The organism is Pseudomonas sp. SWRI92 (assembly GCF_014268685.1).
Taxonomy (GTDB): Bacteria; Pseudomonadota; Gammaproteobacteria; order Pseudomonadales; family Pseudomonadaceae; genus Aquipseudomonas; species Aquipseudomonas marvdashtae.
On sequence record NZ_JABWQY010000026.1, the window covers coordinates 1 to 19035 of the forward strand.

Below are 19035 nucleotides of genomic sequence, written 5' to 3' on the forward strand. Positions count from 1 at the left end.
CCCTTGCCGGGTGTGTAGAGGACTTGCACCTCCAAGTCACCAGCGTGGCCACCACAGCCAAGCTGGTTGCGCTTACGCGCAACGCGCCATGCCTGGCGCACGCACAAAAAAGCCACTCGTCTGAGTGGCTTTCTTTAGATCTTGGAGCGGGAAACGAGACTCGTATCTGGTATCCGACTCATTGAAATCTAAGGGGTTTCTTTCCTTGCCTGAGCAGGAAAAGACTTAATTCTGGACTTGTTTTTAAGGAGTATCAAGGGCCAAGAAAGCGGGATTTCGGGCTGTGCCATTTTCCTTCGCCCCATAGCCAACCAAACTGGAATCGTCCCGGCGGCTGGAAAGTTACTCACTGCTTCTTGGATACCAGATGGATCGTCGAACTGCTCCCGCTGAGCTCAAGACCCCTTGTCTTGGAACTGCTTCAATCAAAGCCGCACACTATCAATTCGTTGGCGTTGCTCTCACGCCTGGGCGACCGCTCAAAGGGCTGCTTTCGGCCAGAAGCGGTCAATCGACGGCTACGAAAGTGGGGGCTATTCGCCCTTCATATTTCATCTACATTGGTCCATCTGCTTCAAGGATTTGGTTCAGGCTGAACGCTACTTCATATTCAAAAAGCGAGACATTAGGGACTGCCACGATAGCGTGACGTAAGTTTGAGCTTATGGATTTCGCAACGATGACGCCCTTCACCATCTTCCCGTGCGCGAGGTTCTTCTTGATCCAGCCCATGTATCGGCTGATCTGACCGATAGCACGGTCTGCCACACGTCCACGTTTCAGTTCGAAAATCACGAACGCGTCATCTGAATCAAGTGCGAGTATGTCGATTGGCCCAACGTCGGTAGGGTATTCAACTCCATCACGACCTTGAGGGTCGACATAGAGGCGAAGGGTTTTATCTTCCAGTTTCAGCGATTCGATATTGTGAGATATGAAATCGCGTAGCTGCCATTCTAGTTCAAAAACTGTCTCTCGATCTGAGTCTGACGTGTCTTCGTCTCCAGGAGCCAGGTCTTCGTCTTCGATGGCTTGGATGGCTGTTTTAGGTGTGCCGGGATGCAGGACCAGAACCTGTGTTTCAGTTTCTTCAGTGATCCATCCCATTCGAGTGAATGCACGACGAAGCTGCTGGGAATTCGTGTTTGGATCGATAGGTGGTGCGTCATTGGGATTCTGACGGCACCATTCTTTCATCGATAGAGCGTGTGCTCACCATCTAAATCGACCAAAACAACAGAGTATTTCTTGGGTGGCTGCATCTGGGGGCGTCCATGACTGATGGCCTAAGACAGGCAGGTTAGCTGGTGGGGTAAGACTACCACTGTGGCAACGTTGCTCGCCTATCGCCACCGGTAGCTACGCGCAGCTCTCAGATGGCCCTGGTTGCCACTCTTGCCGTTCTACGGACGGAGGTCGGTCGGCTAAGAATCCGCTTTAGGCTGGTTCCTTCCGGTGACGAAGGACTGCAAGCGGGCAAAAGCGGACCTTCAATTCGCACTGCTTTCCTCTTTGAAGTGAATATCGCGTATTCGATGACTGCAGGAGCGGATACTCCTGCCGCCGCAGTTAAAAACGGGCTCAATGTAAATGCTGATGCCGCGAATACCGAGATAACCGGCTGAATGGCTCAAGTATCGTGGCTGAGCGGAGCCTTGGGTAGATATAACGATGGTAAGCCGCGTAACCACGTCCCGTTGAGCGCTTTATTATGCATGCATGCTATTCAATCAAAGACGTTCGATCATGTACCTGACACAACCCGTCAGCGCGCTGACGACCAATCCAAAAACAACCATATTCTTGGCTGTAACCATTATCGCCTCTTTCGCTATAGCTCGCATTTCCTTTTCTTCGGGCATGGTGGGATTGACGCCAACTAGAACCATGTTCTTGGATAGAATTAAGGCTCTGTTTAAAAACCAAGAAACGATGATCCGCTGGAAGCGCTCAATTATGCTTAGCCCAAAGTAGCAAAAAAGTCCCAGCCCGGTAGTCAATAACGCTAGCGTTACTTCATAGCCGAAGTTTTGGGCCGCAAGCGCAGATTTAATTATTATTAACTTTTCTGACGTGTCAATGTGATATGCCACAAATAAAGGAAACATCACTGAAAATGGCAGCAGAATATACTTAGTCGCGTCCGCACTTCTTTTTTCGTCTTGAAGTGCATTTCCTACGAATGCTAAAAACCCCAATGATAAAAACATTGCAGGTGCTACAGGTGACAAGAAGTCAGAAAAGAAAAACTGAAGCAGCAGCAGAAACACAAACAAGGCATTCGCAACCTTATAGATGGCGCTCGACAGAGCTGAAAGTTTGGTTCGTCTGACTTTGGGCCAAATCCTTTCAAGAAATTTATTGACTCTTATTTGAAGCGCGTAGCTTTTGAGAAATTCATCGTTTTCAATAATCTGGGGCTGATTATCAAGTATTACACTAATCAATTTTAGCTGATATACCGCATAAGCAAATGCGCCCACCAAGGCCGTATAGCCGGCAGCTATTATCCAAAAAATTAGCTCTATGTGCATGGTTGCTACGCCTTTCAATGTAGGAGACTTGCATCTGCGAAGATGGCTAATTGACATTAAAGCCCGTACTTAAGAAAAACACAATACGGGCCTCCCTAGATGCCTCTGAAAGGATTGAAGGTGTGCATGAAATTTTGAGTATTTCTAACAAAAACCTCGGCTAGGTTCAGATGCTGCGCCATAAAAATTGATGGTCAGAGCATCTCCGATCCGATCCCAGTTTTACCTTCTCATGCTCGAATGTAGTCTGCCTCACTGTCAGCTTTGGGTCGAAAGCTGCCATTAACAGGTGGAGGCAATAATAACTAACAGAGTCAGAACTTATTTAGTTTTCAATAATTGCTGGCAAGCAGCCTTGCGGGTAAGACTGCTTTTACGCTCTCATAGTTCGGGATAAATTTGACGTATTAAATTACGTCCGACTAGACAGCAGCGTCCGTGACAGGTGCGACCATAGGAGTGGTGAACTTGCAGTCAGCCATCGTACAGTTGAGAGAGAATAGCAGGGACTGCTTTCGGCGGGTCACTCTTTGACAGACCATGATAGTTACTGAAAATTTAGTTGAGGCTTACGATTTTGTAGACGCTCCTAGCTATATAGTCTGATATCTCATAAATATGGGCTAATAGACAATTTAAAGCCTGAGTGTTAGCGCGTTGTTGCAAACTGCACCCGCCACTATTTTTACGCCTTTTTGATGAATTCTTGCAATGCCCCTAATTTTTCCAGCGCAGCAAACGCATTGGGAAGTTTAGAACCGAGCGCTAACTTTCAAATTCGTACACACATTCACTCCTGAACCGTAAGATTTCGCAGTTTGGACATATGGATAAGCAGAAGCTTCTGGGTGGAGCATGCAGCGAGTCGGCGGTTCGCTGCTGGCCAACATCCGTCTAGGGTATGCGCGCAAGCCTTAGTCCAAGTCGCCTCTAGGAGCGGCCTGGGCTAGGCTGTGCCAATCACACTTCTCGTAACTCCCCCAGAGGTTACACTTGACCCATTGTGGCGTTTCACATCGGAGATGTATTAGCAATCACAACTCCTGCCCAGGAGCATGGGATGGGGTCGGTTATGGACAGATTGATAGCCAAGGGCTATCATAAAATCTAGTTCTACGGATATCTGTCATACTATCAGTCACCAATCATCCCTCAATAATATCACTACAGTATTCTATGAAGACCTCTCATGTTAACGCTATTTGGCAAAAGACCTCATCAGATGGTGCCACCGAATCAGAACGCTATCTTTCAAAGCTAGCGAGGAAAGCGTTTCTGAACTTCTGGAGTTACTCAAACCCCTATACAAATGAGGGAAATGGCAAAGAGCTTTGCGATTTTCTTGTAGTGTTCGGAAATGACATAATTATATTTTCGGACAAACATTGTAAATACCAAGACAATGAGAACCATAATGTCTCATGGAATAGATGGTACAAAGCAGCCATTGAAAAATCATCGAAGCAACTAGCGGGTGCTTCCTCATTCATTGAAAGATTCCCTGAGCGAATCTATTTAGATTCAGAGTGTAAATATCCGCTACCTATCCCACTGCCACCTGCCATAAGTAGAAAAATACACTTGGTGGCGGTTACTCGAGGATCAGCAGAGGCTGCGGAGAAATACTGGGGGAATGGTAGCTCCGGCAGCCTCTTCATAAACACAACTCTAAGTGAACGAGATCACAAAAATCGTCCATTTATGGTGGGATGGCCAATAAAAAATCGCCGATTTATTCATGTCTTCGACGAATTCACTCTTGATATCATTCTGGATGAGCTGGACACAGCCCCAGATTTCATCGAGTACTTAACAAAAAAAGAGGATCTGCTTTCTGTAAAAGGCAGGGGTTTCGTAATTCCCGGCGAAGAAGATCTGTATGCAGATTATTTTTTGCACCCACTTGAAAATTATCTTGGTTATTCATTTACCCCCATTCCACCGAACGAAAAACTCGTTACGTATGAGGAGGGCACATGGAAAAAGATTTTCCAGAGCAACATATATCGCTCTTGGAAAAGATCGAAGGAAATTAGCTATGAGTGGGACAGGCTGATTGAGCACCAGACATCACATATACTCAATAAAACGGCCGACATATATGCCTCTAACGGTTACGATTTGGCAGATGTGCAAGTGCACGAGATGGTTTTGAGAGCAATGGCCGAAGAAAGGCGCAGTGTCAGAAAGATTCTTGCTGAAACTCATATGGATGCGCTAACAAAAAAACACCCTGGGGACAGGCTTGCGAAAACAATGGTTATCCCTAATCGGCCAAATCGAGCTTATGTCTTAATGTCCTTGAAAGCGCCATCAAATCAAAGCTATGAAGAGTACCGTGCTGTACGAAAAGCGTCACTTATTTGTTATTGTCGCGCCGCACGGCTCAGAGCAGGTGGAATTCAAGAAGTGATCGGTATAGCATCAGAGCAATTGGATTCAGGCACGCTGACGCAAGACTTTGCGTTCCTGAAGTTCGATGCTGAGTTGACAAGTGAGCAAAAAGAACAGGAAGTATGTGCCTTACGAGAAGCGGGCGTATGGAAGGATGACTGGCAGTGCATCTAGGCTCATATCATGGTGTTGAGCGCACTATATTAAGCTGATCCGCACTGGCCAAACCATTAAGTAGACCAGATCATCCATACCACCAATGCTTATCCTGTACAGACGTCGGTTTGAACAATGATAAGCTGCAGACTCATATAGATTTAGTCGCTTGCTATGCGACTAAAATGCCTATCGCCTTAGCAGTGATGGGTCGATTCCAGCCTTTGATGACAGGCTGCTTCCGGCCAAAAGCAGACCCTCAAATGGGTCTACGATATTAGGGCCGATTCAGTGGATCAACCACGATCCTTTGGCCTTCTTATCCATTGTATTTCCCCTAAGGTCCACTGCGACCGCCCTGCCCAGAGCTAAATAGCGCAAATCAGCTCTCTAACCAAACCTTATGCCAAACAAACCGCCGTCTTCGGTGGCGTCAGTCAAACGCTTGGGCAGGACATAGCCATTGAGGTCGAAACCATCGAGGGTCTCTTTGAAGGCATCGTCTTCATTCATCGTCACGATGTACTGAAAACCAAGCTCTTGGGCAATCTCAGAACCAAGGCGCAATGCGCTGATTACCTGGCGGCCGTCAACACCATCGAACAGGTGGCTGTCATGGATCAAGAATCCAGGCCCAATTTGTCGGCTGATGCACAGGCGCATAAGCATCATGTCGAAGCAGAAGATTTGCATGTTCTTGATGCCTTTGCTGCGCTGCCCTTGCATTGGAAACTTGAAGACTGGTCCATTCGAGGTTTCATCGATCGTCATGCTCCCCGCCGATTCATACAGGCGTTGAGAGGTTTCCTCGAAGGCGACGATAGCTTCAGCCAGCCTGTCCTTTTGCTCGGTGAAGTCACGCCGTAGGCGGATCGTGAGGCGGTTGCGCTCGATCTCTAGCTCGTTCTTGGTGCCTTCGAGCTGCTCTGCGGCTTCGAAGCGTTGCCGCAGGGATTCCACTTCGAATTCCAGCCGTCCCAGCTCGCCTTGCAGTTTGAGGAACTGTTCGAGCGCACCATGGCTCCTGAGAATGCCCAGGATTTCTCCGCGCCTCTGGTCGAGCTGCGCCTTCTTACTATCACGTAGCTCGATACGCATCTTGGCGGCTTCAAGTTCGCTGGACAGATAGTCCCTGCGATTGCGCACCACAGAGTCATGAAAACTCTTCACATCCTCGTAGCGGCGTTTGACCAAGTCAGGCAGGACGATGCCCGCCTCTTGGTAGACCGCCTGGAGATCCTCATGGTCAGGAGGAACCTCGGAGGCGAGGGCGTTTTCCAGATCACGAATAGCTGAGAAGTCGATGGTATTGGCGTTGGCTAACTCGTTGAGCTGGCGGGTCAAGCTGGAGCTTTCGACTTCCAATTCCCGGTACTCAGGCAAGACCTGAAACGTCTCAACTTCCGCGTGAAGCCTCTTGAGGCGAGCCTCCTGAATGGTCAGCTCTGTGCGCAAGTCGGCGGCCTTGCCAATAATTGAGCCGAATGCACCGTTCCCGGCCGCCTTCTTTAACTCTTCAAGGGTCTTTTCCCGATCCCGGACAGCTTGCCAGTCCCTGGCAATCTGCCAGTCCAGTCCGAGCAGGAACATCAGCGCCATCTGCATGTCGCCGGTACCCTGCATCGTTGCCTGTTTTTCCGGCGTCATGAAGGCACCGCTCGCCTGTCGGCGCACAAAGTAGGCAAACAGCGATCTGAACGAAGGCGGCTTGCTGCCTGCGGCTTCAAGGCTAGTCAGACCAAACATTTGTTCGCCAAGGAACGTACACCACTCGGTGGCCGAGAACTTCACTTTCGCGGCTGGTGGGGCAGTCACGAAAACTTTGGCTTTGGAGCCACCACTGCGTTCGACGACAGTGGGTTCCGACTTCAAGTCGAAGTCCATGCCGAAAGTGTGCTCCGCCAATTCCTGGGTTCGGAAAATCGAGTCCGGCCCCGCGTCAGCACCAAGCAGAAAATGCACTAACTCCACGAAACTCGTTTTACCAGCGCGATTGCGTGTTTGTTTTGTGGTCGCTCCCTCGGTTTTTTGAGCGAGCAGCACATTTAGACCTGGTTTCAGATCTCCAAGATTCTTAAAGGTCGGCAGAGTACTGAAGATGTTGTGAATCAAGCTTTTCTCCGTGTCACAAGGCCGTTTTCGAGCTCAATGATTCCAAGGGCGTACAGAAGATCGAGGGAAAGTAAGAACCAGTCGTACGTAACTCGCCGAGGCATGGCAGTCACGCCCGTTTCATGCCTACTCAGCTCCTCCCAAAGTGCGGAGACAGTCTTTGGCCGTGTGAGAAACGTCAAAATATGACCGCCGACGGTCAACAATGCGCGATCCTGCGGAAGATGCTTGGATGGAAGGATCATGCTGTCCCCACCGTTTGAGCGTCCTCGAAAATTTCGCACTTGTCGAAAAGGTATGCCATGACTGCCAGCACTGCGGCCTTATGTGTGGGAGTGGTGTTCGCTGAGCCGCCAGCCCACGCTTCAAGGCGACCGAAAATTTCATCAGGATGCAGTAGAGGAGCGCTATCCCGTAGGGCTATGTATTCGCGCTTGAACGTCTGTGCAATTTGTTCGCCGTAGGTAGGGTTCTTCCAGTTATTGAAGAACTGCGCAACGAGCGGTGACTTCTGCATACCGATCTTCAGGAAGTCGGCCACAGCTTGAGACAGAAGGTTTGCTTCGATCTTCCCACGTGATACGTCTTTGACTTCGCTAGTAGTGGGCGCTGGAGTGACACTGATGTGGCTGAGCACGGCCATCAGGTCGCTGTAGCCCAGGTTGACATTTGCCTCCATTGTGAGCGACGGCCCAAACCAAGACTCAAGGTCCTGCAAGCTCAACTGACGAAACTTCGCCAGCATTTCTTCGTAGCCACAGTGGCCGATTCTGATCTGCGGGTTCTCTTGCCCGAGCTTCGCAAGAGCTTCGATGATGTGAGGACCCAAACGGCCATCGGGTGCGTTGTGCACGAAGGTCCACTCATCGAAATGCTGCTCCCAGTGGTCTTTCGCTCCCTCGAAGTCTTCGTTGATTTTCTTGATGGCTTCAGCAGCGCTCAACTCGTTGGGGGCATAACTCTGGAACAAAATTCTTGCCGACGGCAGATATCCATCGTTCTTGCGGTCACCAACATTTCCCCAAGGCCGGCAAGCCATGAAGTCGTTAGGGTGGGCTTTTGACATTAGCCTCTCGAAAAGACGTTGAAACCCGTCCCCCTTGGTTTCCAAAAATGCGATGCGGAAATCTTTTTCATAATTGAGCTGCTGTATGCGATCCATGCGTTTTTAGACCCGTGAAGTATTTTTCTTGATTTTCTTCAGGCAAGCCTTCAAGGCTTTTTGATTTCGGAGTGGGGCTGTGCTCGATTGATATCAAATGGGAGGGCCTTGTCCGCCGCGATGCGAACGAGCAGCATCCGAATCGCATCCGAAAGAGACAGCCCCATACTAGCCAGCACATGGCTAGCTTCATCCTTGATATGGCCGTCGATCCGAGCGCGAACGACATCACTGTTTGCCATTGGATTTCTCATAGCGATTTGTAGCTACATTGTGCTCCAATTGGGCTGCCATGTCATTTGCTTCTTGCTCAATTGGGCAGGTGTCCCGGTGTTCCGCCGTCACGCTCGGGGCTGCCCCCCTTTGCATCGTGCCGAGTTACACGATCCTTGATGCCTTGGGCCCTTTCACGCTTGCGTAATCTGCCTACTAATACGTGGCATGTGTGGACCGCGAAGGCATCCCTAGCGGCGCGGGCCAACTCGGCGCCCAGATCAGGACGTTCTACCGTCAGGCGGTTGGATACAGCGACAACTTGCCACGCGCTTCTGCCGGAAAATTCTGGCCGAAACGGCGCTCCACCATTGGCTGCTATTGGCCGACTCCCGCCCGTCGCGACAGGCAGAGATCGTCAAAAGCGGACTTAACGTGAACCATTCAGTGCCAGCAATTTTGGGGCTGAGGAGCTCTTTATCTCTTCAGATAGGCGCGCCTACGACCGCTTTCAGCTGCGGCCGGATTAGCAGGGAGAGGTGTAAGCAGGGGAAGTCTTGATTCACAGTAAGGGGCAGGGATCGCGCTTCGGAGTCACAATGGTGGTCCGACGTATCGCCCGAGTCACGCCCACCCGCAGTACTAAAAGATCCTGGGCGCAGATTTTTGGATCCTGCGGGGCTTTGGCAATGCGCTGGAAAAGGCCGTCGTAGATGATGACCTCGTCGAACTCCTTCCCTTTGGACTTATGTATCGTCATCAGATGGATGCCACGCCAGTCCTTTTGAGCTGCAGCGAAATGCTCCTGCATCAAGGCACTCCGGACTGCCTCTTCAGCACCCATGTACTCTCCTTGGGCACGCCACAACGCACCCAAATTGGTTCGCAATACTGAGCCTCGGTGCAGCAGTCGTAGGTAGCGAGCATCTGTTGCTACTTGCTTCAAGGCTTCCGCAGTGGACGATGCCAACAGGCCGCGCAGGTGTAACCAGTCTTCCGCAGGGTCGCCCGTTAATTGCAGTTGCCGCCGCAATTCTGAGATGCGCTGAACTTCGCTGACAATCAACAGGCGCTTGGAACCGCGGATCTTTCCCGAGGAGAGGAACCCGCTAAGAGCACCCGCCAGGTCAAGCTCGGTCTGTGGGGTAGGCCTGCCCCCGCGCCGCCCGCGAATGTGCGAGTGAAGTGCGCCGAGCATGCGGCTCGCCACATCGCCAGCGGTACCTCCCGCCAGTAGCGTGGCGATAACGCCAGCGGCTAGAGCCGGCGGTTCAGCATCCATTGCGACGTCGTGATTTAGCGCTGGCAGACCATCAGCTGCAGAAGAAAGGTAGTCAGAAAACTCGAGCATCAGCCGCCTGGATGGCACCAGGATTGCGATCGATTTGTCAGGTACTTTCTTGAGGCGATCCAACGCCGAGAGCACCGCGGCCTTGGCGGTGAAGTGCAGGCTCTTGCCATACATGAAGTTGTAACGCGTGATTTTGACCTGCTGGTAGGCCTTGCCCTTGTTTGCTCCAGTGAGCAGGTCATTCCCATAGGCCGTGATATCGGTACCGCTGCTGCGATGATTTTCACCCGCGAAATCGAAATGGGCGGCGCCGAAGTTCTCCAGAAAGTCTCCCACCCGCCTGGGATCAGCACCTCGAAACTCATAGATCCGCTGTTCGGGGTCGGCCAGTGCAATGAGGCGACTGCGCCTCCCAAGCTGCTGGATCAGCGCCCATTCATCACTGTTTGTGTCCTGAAACTCGTCAAGGATGATGATGGGATATGTGTCGGAGAAGATGGCGCCTAACCGATCACTTCGGCTCAGCAGCTCGCTGGCCAAACTTGCGAACAAGTCGAAATGCAGGCGGCCCTCCTGTTCGAAAAGGCGTCGCTTTTCATTTTCGTGCTGGGCCTTATCGATATCTGCCAAATGCGCTGCTGCTTCGGGCGGAGGCAAAAGCTGCAGGTTCGGTCTGCCATTCAACAGATAGGCATGGCTTCGGAGAATGCTCCATGCGAAACCGTGGTACGTGCTGACCTCTAGTTGCTTCAGATCCTCGGGAGAGATCAGCTCAGAAGCCTTTTCGATGATGCGCGCTACGGTCGGCCTGGCGAAGCTCAAGAAGAGGACCTTCTGGCCTGGCTTGAGTATTCCTGAGCGAATCTCATTGCGAGCTTTGACCAGCGCGACGTGTGTTTTGCCGGCACCAGGGCCACCTAGCGCCAGGGCGTGCCTGACGCATTCCAGAAAGTTGCTCTTCTGATCGCTCCACACTTTCGTCATGCCAGAGGCTGGGGCGGGGACGGTTGGAATTTCCCATAGGCGGCTGCCGCCTCTGGGAGAGGGGGCACGCCGACTAGCTGGGGAGAAAGTGGAGGCAGCGGAGGTGGCTCAATGACGTTCTTGATGGCTGCCAGCGTGGTTCTCACGTATTCAGGCATGTCATTGGCGGTTGGGCAGGAGGCGAGCAAGTCGCCGGCGTCACCACCACCCTTGGCCCAGCTGAAATAGTTCAACAGAGCCGCTTGCAGGTCGGCCAGCGGCGTTGCGGGCGTTGGCGTCCATGCAGCGAGATGCTGCGGCCAATCGCCGCCAGCAACTACAACAGCAGCATAGCTGCGGAGTGCGACCTCAGACACGCCATACAACACAAGGTTCTCGAAGCCCTTAGTCGCGGACTCATAGGCATGATCGACCGAGGCAATGATGGTTGCGAGCGCCTCCTGTGATTGCTTGTCGAACACCGCGAACACGATCTTGCCGAGAGACCGGAAGAATGTACCCAGAGGAGCGACATTGGTCTCGCCGCGAGCATCGACGATAGCCACTCCAAGGTTTTCGAGAGATTTGAATCGCGTGGGATCCAGCTCGGCGAGCCGGCGGGCGGCGGCAGGCAATGCGTCGAACTCCGTACGGCCCTCAAGCACAAGTACGTAGCGGGCAAGTAGAGCTTCGCAGAACCGAGCTTTAAACTCTGTGCGATATGCCTTGGGCTTGACTGCTGGTGGGTATGTTGCAGGGACTCCGGTCATAACACCGGCCGTGCGCTTGAGAACCACCACCTGGGCAGGATCGAACTCCTCCAGCACGTAGGGTGAGTGGGAGGTGAAGATGGCCTGTGCCGACTTCTGGCGTAGCGAATTGATAATTCGTTTCTGGGTGTGCGGCGGAAGCGCGATCTCTGGCTCTTCCATCGCGAAGATCACGCTTTGCTTGAGTTCGGCGATGATAGACAGCAGAGCCAATACCAGCGTGTTAATCGTGCCAGTGCCTTGGTGCTGATATGGGGCGGAATAGACGGAACCGTCCGGCCTTTTCGCTCCAGTGCCCATGAAGACAGTCAGGGTTCGACGGAGCATGTCGCGGGTGAGGTCCGAAACCCGCATGTGGGGTTGCTCTGCCCAGTCGGATGGTACGTAGTGCCGTACTGCATCCTGGACTGCGACAAGTAACTCGCCGATATCCTCGGTCTCTCCAACTGGCAATGCCCTCAGTTGGTCGAGCAAGTCTTCCCACATTGTCAGTCGTGTCTCCTTCAGCCGAAGGATTACGTCCAACAAAGAGCCTCGCTCTAGGCTGAGTGCGCGGGCGCCGGTTCGTAGGGTGCGAAGATAAAGAAAACCGCACTTTCGTTTGTCGGGCGCAGAGAACCGCAGGTAGGAGCCATCCGGCATTTCGGGAGTGGCGTAAAAGGTATCCCCAGCGAAGTCGTCCTCTTCTACGTCATACCAGCCGTTGAAGAAGACGCGTATTGCTGCGCCAACATGGGGGGCGTCTGTTCCCTCTGGGGGTGCCCCCACAAGCAATGTCTTTGCCTGTGAATCCCACCACTCGATATGGTCGCGGAAATGCCGCAGCTGCTCATCAGAGAGTCCAGCGACAATAACCTCGATCTGGATCGGGACGACCTCGTTCTTGGCCGGATCTACGTACGTACCTGCATAGAAATCGTGCTCATCAATTACAGGACGGCGACTCAGGCGCTCCGGGCCAAGTACCAGGTCCACCGCTTCCAGCAATGTGGACTTGCCGGCGTTGTTGTCACCAATAAAAGCAGTGTGTCCATTGAGGTGGACCTCACCGTAGGCGATGCCTCTGAAGTTCCGGACGCGAACACGCACAAGATGCACTTCGACCCTCCTTGTCTATCGAAAACCAATCTACTGATTCTAGTGCCTCATGGTAGGTGCGATTCGACTGTATCGCCACTTGAGAGCTCCTTCGGGTCGATCCGCGTACCGCGCGCGCGCAACCAAGGGCCGCTGTTGGCCGACTGATGCCTCTCATGAAGGACAGCACCGCCAAGAAACAGTCTGTCGCCAGCCTCATCTGTCGAAGAGTGATTCCAAAGACGTCACTTCGTTCGCTGATGTTGCGAGCTCATAGGGAAACGAGCCCATCGAGTCAGCAGCAGAAATATCAACATTTCGTTGACTCGAAAGCCAAAATTGCCCTATATATTCAACACTTTGTTGAGAAGCGCAATTTAATGACTGAGCCACTGTCGGGCCCCCTGTTTCAGGCGCATCTGCTGGGTCTTTTGGCCGGAACCGTACGAGCCCTTGGAAGCGTATTGCCTCGCAATACTGAGGTCGTGCTCCATGACCTGCGAACGCCTGAGTATTCCATAGCCGAAATCGCTAACGGTCACATCACCGGCCGCCGTAAAGGTGATTCAGTCCTAGCAGGAATGCGGGCTGACCTTGCGTTCAGTGACGCGCTTGAGGAGAAGCTGGAGTCGATTTCGCTCCTGGTGGACTATCCGACACTCTCCAAAGATGGCCAGCCTCTGCGTAGCAGCACAGCACTTTACCGTGACCTAAACGGTAAAGCGTTTGCGGCCTTGTGCATCAACGTGGACCAGGCATCCGTCGTCGATGCTCTCAACGTGCTGCAGGGGATGGTTGGTCATCCGGAGAGTAGTGCTCATCCTCCAACTGCGGTTACTCAAGCGCCTGACATAGCCGAACCGGCCCATCACACCCATCAGACCATTGACGAATTGATGCGCGAAATTATTCGTGGCGCCACTGAGCTCAGTCCGGGCACGGGCCGTACCGATATCAAGCGAGCCAACCTCTTGGCCGTATCGGAAATGCAAGATAAAGGGATCTTTTTGATCAAGGGCGGCGTGGAAAAGGCTGCCGCTGCCTTGGGCGTAACCCGTTACTCGATTTACAACTACCTTGCAGAGCTGAAAGGTACGGATCGGTCAGGCCGTCACTTCGAGCAATGAAAGAACGCGGTGATAAATCAGTCTCGTCTGTTGATCAGGCGCGAAGCATTAATAAAAGCGTATGCCTTGGCCTGAACGTGGCCCACGTGGAGAGCACAGCATGTCCCTGAGTATCAAAACACCGCTTCTCGAATCCCTGCCATTGAGTCAGATCAGTGGCACCAGGATCTGGATGAAAATGGAGGCCCTGCAGCCTTCCGGCTCTTTCAAAATCAGGGGTATTGGGCATGCCTGCGAACAGCACCATGCCCGCGGTGCCAAACGCTTCCTCTCCTCGTCCGGAGGCAACGCGGGCTTGGCGGTGGCCTACGCAGGCCGCCGTCTTGGCCTGCCAGTGATCGTGGTTGTGCCTGAAACAACGTCAGAGCGTGCAAGACATCTCCTCGCGCTGGAAAATGCCGAAGTTATTGTCCATGGCAGATCTTGGTTCGAGGCCAATGAGCTCGCTCGGTCCCTACTGACCCCTGCAGACGCATTCTTGCACCCCTTCGACGATCCTTTGTTGTGGGAAGGTCATGCGTCTATGATCGACGAAATCTTAGCGGACGGCGTGGTCCCAGATGCAGTGATTCTATCGGTGGGAGGTGGGGGACTTATCGCCGGTGTCCATGAAGGACTGCGCCGAAACGGACTCACCCAGGTACCGATTTTTGCAGTCGAAACTGAAGGTATGGCTTCGTACAGTGCCTCTTTGAATGCGGGCCATCTGGTCGAGCTGCCATCTCTGTCCGGCGTTGCGACGTCACTGGGCGCGCGCCAGGTCTGCACTCGAGCGTTCGAACTATCCAAGGAGCGCCCGGTTTATTCGGTATTGGTCACTGACCTACAAGCCGTCAACGCATGCCTGACGTTTCTGGATGACCACCGTACTCTTGTCGAACCCGCTTGTGGCGCCTCACTCGCGGTCGTTTACGGAAATACGCTTGACCTTAAAGGCTTCCAAAACGTGGTGGTAGTCGTCTGTGGTGGCTCGACAGCAACTGTCGGCTCCTTGAAGGGATACGGAATTAAAGCTGATACGCCTGGCTCGGCGAGTTAGCCGAAGCTGTCGCGGCCATTCGCTGAAGCCTGGCCCGCGTTGAGGATCATCGCCCCCGGCATGGCACGCTCAGTCAACTCTGGCCGTTGCGCTCAAGCATCACCCACCACCGGGACTTAAAGTCGAAGTGCCAGGGGACATTCCCCCGCTCACAATTCCAAGAATAGAGCCACTTCGATGAGTCTGACCAAATCCCTGCCAGCATGCCTGGCACTCAGCTTCGCCTCATTTGCCGCCCATGCAGCCGACGGCCCTCCTCCACCTTCCGTAAGCCAACCCAGCGGTATCAACCTGGGCGGCACCAGCTTCTACGACGGGTTTGCAGGGCCACCCGGGCTGACTCACCAGACCTACCTGAAATTCAGCACCGCCAGCAGCATCAAGACCAACGGTGGCAAGAATAACGCCGCCTTCGATGATCCGAAGATCAACGTCATCACGATGATCAATCAACTGAGCTACTACTCACCAGACACCTTCGCAGGGGGCGCACACCTGGGTTGGAGCCTTTTGGTGCCCGTGGTTTCCCTGGACGGTGACTTCGGTGACAACGGCGCCAAGCTCAAGGACAACGCCACCGGCCTTGGCGATGTCACAGTGGGGCCCCAGGTACAGTTCGATCCGATCATCGACGCCAGCGGCCGGCCGGTTTTCGTGCAGCGCATGGCCTTCGACACCATTCTGCCAACGGGCAAGTACGACAAACACAAAGACCTTAACCCGGGCTCCAATCACTTCTCGTTGAACCCGTACTGGGCCGCGACCTGGATGCCTGCGCCCCGCTGGGAAGTGAGCTGGCGGCTGAACTACTTGTACAACTTCAAGAATGACGACCCGGCGAGCAGTTCGCAGCAGTTCTTTGAAGGGCAAGCGGTGCGCGATACCCAGTCAGGACAATCGGCATGGGCCAACTTCACCGCCTCGTACGAAGTGTTCCCGAAGGTCTCGGTCGGCATCAACGGCTACTACTTCCGGCAGATTTCGGATGACAAGGTCAACGGCAACACCCTGACCGACTCCCGGGAAAAGGTGCTGGGCTTTGGCCCGGGCCTGTTCTGGAAAATTACCGAAGACAAAGCCTTCTGGCTCAATACCTATAAAGAAACCGGCGTCGAGAATCGCTCCCGAGCGGATTACCAGGTGCAGGTTCGCTACGTTCACAAGTTCTGATTGACGTGTAGGCCGGCTCACGCATGAGCGGGCTCTTTACCTGAGGTGATGCTTCATGAACGCACTCGACTCCATCGACAGCAAAAAATCACTGGGCGCCATCTGCCTGATGATGGTCATTTCCCTGGGGACGCTGCAGATCCAGCCGATCCTGGGCGGTGCCTTGATCGACCAGCTCGGCCTGCCGCTCAATGCGATCGGCGCGATCTTCGCCGCGGAACTCATGGCGATGGCCATCGCTTGCGGGGTCTGCGCCCTGTTCATGGCGAGCGTCGACCGGCGCCGCTTCGCCCTGGTGGCCTTGTTGATCCTGGCATTGGGTAACCTGGCCAGCACGCAACTGCACAGCCAGGCCGGACTGGTCATTTCCAGGATGATCTGCGGCGCCAGCGGCGGCGCGGTCATGGCGGTGGTCTATGCCACCGCAGCGCTGCGCACGTCCAAGGATGCGACCTTCGCGGTCATCAACATCGGCAACCTGTTGTGGGGCATGCTGCTGGTGACCTCCATGCCGCTGGTCCTTCAAACATTTGGCGTGAATGGGGCGTTTTCCCTGTTGGCGATCACCAGCGTGCTCGCGGGGCTGGGTTGCTGGAGAGTGCCCAAGCGCTACCCGGACGCCCATCGCGCGGCCAATGGCTCGATCCAGCCATTCGGTCTGACCGCCATGCTGTTGATCCTGCTGTTTGCCCTGCTGTTCTTCGGTCACTCGGCCCTGTGGGTCTATCAGGAACGCATCGGCAAGAGCATTGGCCTGGAGCCCCAGCAGATTGGTGGAATCCTCGGCGGCAGCATCCTTGCCGGTGCCCTTGGCGCCGGGCTGGCCGGGCTGATCGGACGACGCCTGGGCCTGCTGTTTCCGCAACTGTTGAGCTTCGGCACGGCATTGCTGGCGACCTTGATAATGGTCTATGGCACCAACCCCGTAGCGTTTGTCACCACGGCTTGCCTGATCCATATGGTCTGGTTTTTCAGCCTGCCCTACCTGCTTTCCATGGCAGCGGAACTGGACCCTTCCGGTCGATTGGCGGGCCTGGGTAACGCCGCCATTTTCGTCGGCCAGGGGCTGGGGCCATTCGGGGCCGCACTGGTCGTCGGCGAGGGCCATTTCAGGGCGGTGGGATGGCTGGCCGCTTCCGCCTATTTGCTAGCCTTGGTGGTCTCGTGCCTGGTCGTTGCCCGCTTTCGGCGCGGCGTGAAACCGTCCGGGCCGGCCATGTCTGCACAATCGGCCTGACGCCGCACCTTGCCAATGAATGAAACCGCACACTGATGAGATTGCCCGATGACCACTCCCTATCCCCAGACGCCTGAATTTTGCGGCGCACTCTACACACCCAGTCGCGTTGAAGCAGAGGTGTTCGACCTGGAAATTGAAGGCACTCTTCCCGCTTCGATCCATGGGACGTTTTATCAAGTCGCGCCAGACCCGCAGTATCCCCCCATGCTGGGCACCGATATCTTTTTCAACGGTGACGGCATGGTCAGCCGTTTCCATTTTTTCAACGGCAAGGTCTCGCTGCGACGCCGCTACGTGAAGACCGATCGCCTGCTGGCCCAGCGCCGGGAAGGTCGCTCGCTCAATGGTGTCTATCGCAACGCCTTCACCAATGACCCGCTTGCGGCGAAGAACAACACTACGGCCAATACCACTGTCATCCCGCACAACGGTGTGCTGCTGGCCCTCAAGGAGGATGCCCTGCCCTGGGCGTTGGATCCCGAAACATTGGAGACCCTGGGCGAATGGACTTTTGACGGGCAGATCAAATCCGCAACCTTCACGGCCCATCCCAAGCTCGATCCGGTGACGGGCAATCTCCTGGCCTTCAGCTATGAAGCCAAGGGCGACGGTACGCCTGACCTGGCCTACTTCGAACTTTCGCCGGACGGAAAACTGCTGCACGAGATCTGGTTCCAGGCCCCTTACGCGGCCATGGTGCACGATTTCGCGGTGACCGAACGGTACGTGGTGTTCCCGTTGATTCCGTTGACGGTGGACGTCGAGCGCATGAAAAACGGCGGGCCGCATTTCCAGTGGCAACCCGAACTGCCTCAACTGTTCGCCATCGTGCCGCGCCACGGTAACGCGCAAGATGTACGCTGGTTCAAGGGGCCCAAGGACGGTTTCCAAGGGCATACGCTCAATGCGTTCGACGAAAACGGCAAGGTGTACGTGGACATGCCGGTCACCGGCGGGAATATCTTCTACTTCTTCCCCCAGGCCGACGGCTACGTACCACCGCCCGAAACCCTGGCCGCCAGCCTGATGCGCTGGACCTTCGACCTAAACGGCACCGAGGAGGATGTCCAACCGCAGCCACTGACGGAATACCCCTGCGAGTTTCCACGGTGTGATGATCGCTACATCGGTCGAAAGTACCAGCATGGTTTCCTGCTCGCCTTTGATCCTGAGCGTCATTACAACCCAGCAAATGGGCCGATACCCTTCCAGTTTTTCAACCTGCTGGTCCATTTGGACATGAAGACAGGCATCACCGACGCCTGGTTTCCTGGTGACAGCGGCTGCTTTCAGGAGCCGATCTTCATACCGCGCTCTGCTGATGCCGAGGAAGCCGATGGCTATGTAGTTGCCCTGCTCAACCTCATTGCCGAAGGGCGCAGTGAACTGGTCGTGCTGGATACCCGTGACATGGCCAGCGGTCCCATTGCCCGGATCAGGATCCCCTTCCGGATGCGCATGTCGCTGCATGGCTGCTGGGCACCGAACGATTGATTGGCATCGGGCCCTGATGCCCGTCAATTAAGCACAATCCCTGTGGGAGCGAGCTTGCTCGCGATGGCGGCGGTTCAGTTACATGAGTATTGAACTGGCTGGCCTCATCGCGAGCAAGCTCGCTCCCACAGGTTTAGAGCCCTTTCCGCACCTCCCCTTGCTCCCCTTGCTCCCCAGGTCCGCCAAAAGGGACAGCCTCGTCAAAAAATACATAAATTCCATATTTTAGGATTTCTCCATAATTCCCACTTTACAGGATTTTATAGCAAGACTAGATTAACCCTCATTGCACC

General features: G+C 54.1%; 14 protein-coding genes. 6 read left to right on the forward strand and 8 right to left on the reverse strand.

The features are described 5' to 3' along the window. Positions 1–555 precede the first annotated feature (555 nt). On the reverse strand, positions 556–1197 hold the full coding sequence (locus HU762_RS25410; protein WP_238340439.1) for an endonuclease NucS domain-containing protein: 642 nt from the start codon (positions 1195–1197) through the stop codon (positions 556–558). A 533-nt stretch (positions 1198–1730) separates the two neighbouring features. Beyond that, positions 1731–2534 (reverse strand): hypothetical protein, encoded by an 804-nt coding sequence (locus HU762_RS25415; protein ID WP_186641567.1) that lies wholly within the window; start codon positions 2532–2534, stop codon positions 1731–1733. A 1176-nt stretch (positions 2535–3710) separates the two neighbouring features. On the opposite strand from HU762_RS25415, the gene HU762_RS25420 reads away from it, so the two are divergent. Then, positions 3711–5102, forward strand: a complete 1392-nt coding sequence (locus HU762_RS25420; RefSeq protein WP_186641568.1) for a hypothetical protein — start codon at positions 3711–3713, stop codon at positions 5100–5102. 372 nt (positions 5103–5474) lie between these two features. Here HU762_RS25420 and HU762_RS25425 read toward each other — a convergent pair whose 3' ends face one another. The 6 genes from HU762_RS25425 to HU762_RS27005 form a co-directional block, all read right to left on the reverse strand. After that, positions 5475–7196 (reverse strand): ABC-three component system protein, encoded by a 1722-nt coding sequence (locus HU762_RS25425; RefSeq protein WP_186641570.1) that lies wholly within the window; start codon positions 7194–7196, stop codon positions 5475–5477. Further along, positions 7193–7441, reverse strand: a complete 249-nt coding sequence (locus HU762_RS27000) for an ABC-three component system middle component 6 (RefSeq protein WP_123487461.1) — start codon at positions 7439–7441, stop codon at positions 7193–7195. Before HU762_RS27000 ends, HU762_RS25425 begins: the two co-directional genes overlap by 4 nt. Continuing rightward, positions 7438–8358 carry an ABC-three component system protein gene (locus HU762_RS25430; protein WP_186641572.1) on the reverse strand — a complete coding sequence of 307 codons (921 nt, stop codon included), beginning with the start codon at positions 8356–8358 and terminating at the stop codon, positions 7438–7440. Before HU762_RS25430 ends, HU762_RS27000 begins: the two co-directional genes overlap by 4 nt. Positions 8359–8408: 50 nt before the next feature. Continuing rightward, a complete protein-coding gene (locus HU762_RS25435) occupies positions 8409–8600 on the reverse strand; it encodes a type II toxin-antitoxin system RelB/DinJ family antitoxin (RefSeq protein WP_123487459.1) in 192 nt (63 codons plus the stop codon). Between the two features lie 533 nt (positions 8601–9133). Then, the gene (locus HU762_RS25440) at positions 9134–10846 is read right to left on the reverse strand and encodes an ATP-dependent helicase (RefSeq protein ID WP_186641574.1); all 1713 of its coding nucleotides are present in this window, start codon (positions 10844–10846) and stop codon (positions 9134–9136) included. Then, positions 10843–12693: an AAA family ATPase gene (locus HU762_RS27005; RefSeq protein ID WP_186641576.1), complete on the reverse strand. Its 1851-nt coding sequence runs from the start codon at positions 12691–12693 to the stop codon at positions 10843–10845. Before HU762_RS27005 ends, HU762_RS25440 begins: the two co-directional genes overlap by 4 nt. 155 nt (positions 12694–12848) lie before the next feature. Here HU762_RS27005 and HU762_RS25450 point away from each other — a divergent pair, with 155 nt between their 5' ends. The 5 genes from HU762_RS25450 to HU762_RS25470 all read left to right on the forward strand — a co-directional run bounded on the left by HU762_RS25450 (position 12849) and on the right by HU762_RS25470 (position 18742). Further along, positions 12849–13799: a PAS domain-containing protein gene (locus tag HU762_RS25450; protein WP_202883651.1), complete on the forward strand. Its 951-nt coding sequence runs from the start codon at positions 12849–12851 to the stop codon at positions 13797–13799. A gap of 100 nt (positions 13800–13899) precedes the next feature. Then, positions 13900–14838, forward strand: coding sequence for a serine/threonine dehydratase family protein (locus tag HU762_RS25455; protein WP_186641578.1), 939 nt, complete (start codon positions 13900–13902; stop codon positions 14836–14838). Between the two features lie 177 nt (positions 14839–15015). Then, the gene (locus tag HU762_RS25460) at positions 15016–16008 is read left to right on the forward strand and encodes a transporter (protein ID WP_186641580.1); all 993 of its coding nucleotides are present in this window, start codon (positions 15016–15018) and stop codon (positions 16006–16008) included. 55 nt (positions 16009–16063) lie between these two features. Beyond that, complete coding sequence (locus HU762_RS25465; RefSeq protein WP_186641582.1) at positions 16064–17245, forward strand: MFS transporter; 1182 nt, start codon at positions 16064–16066, stop codon at positions 17243–17245. 48 nt (positions 17246–17293) lie between these two features. Continuing rightward, a complete protein-coding gene (locus HU762_RS25470; RefSeq protein WP_186641584.1) occupies positions 17294–18742 on the forward strand; it encodes a carotenoid oxygenase family protein in 1449 nt (482 codons plus the stop codon). Positions 18743–19035: the final 293 nt, after the last annotated feature.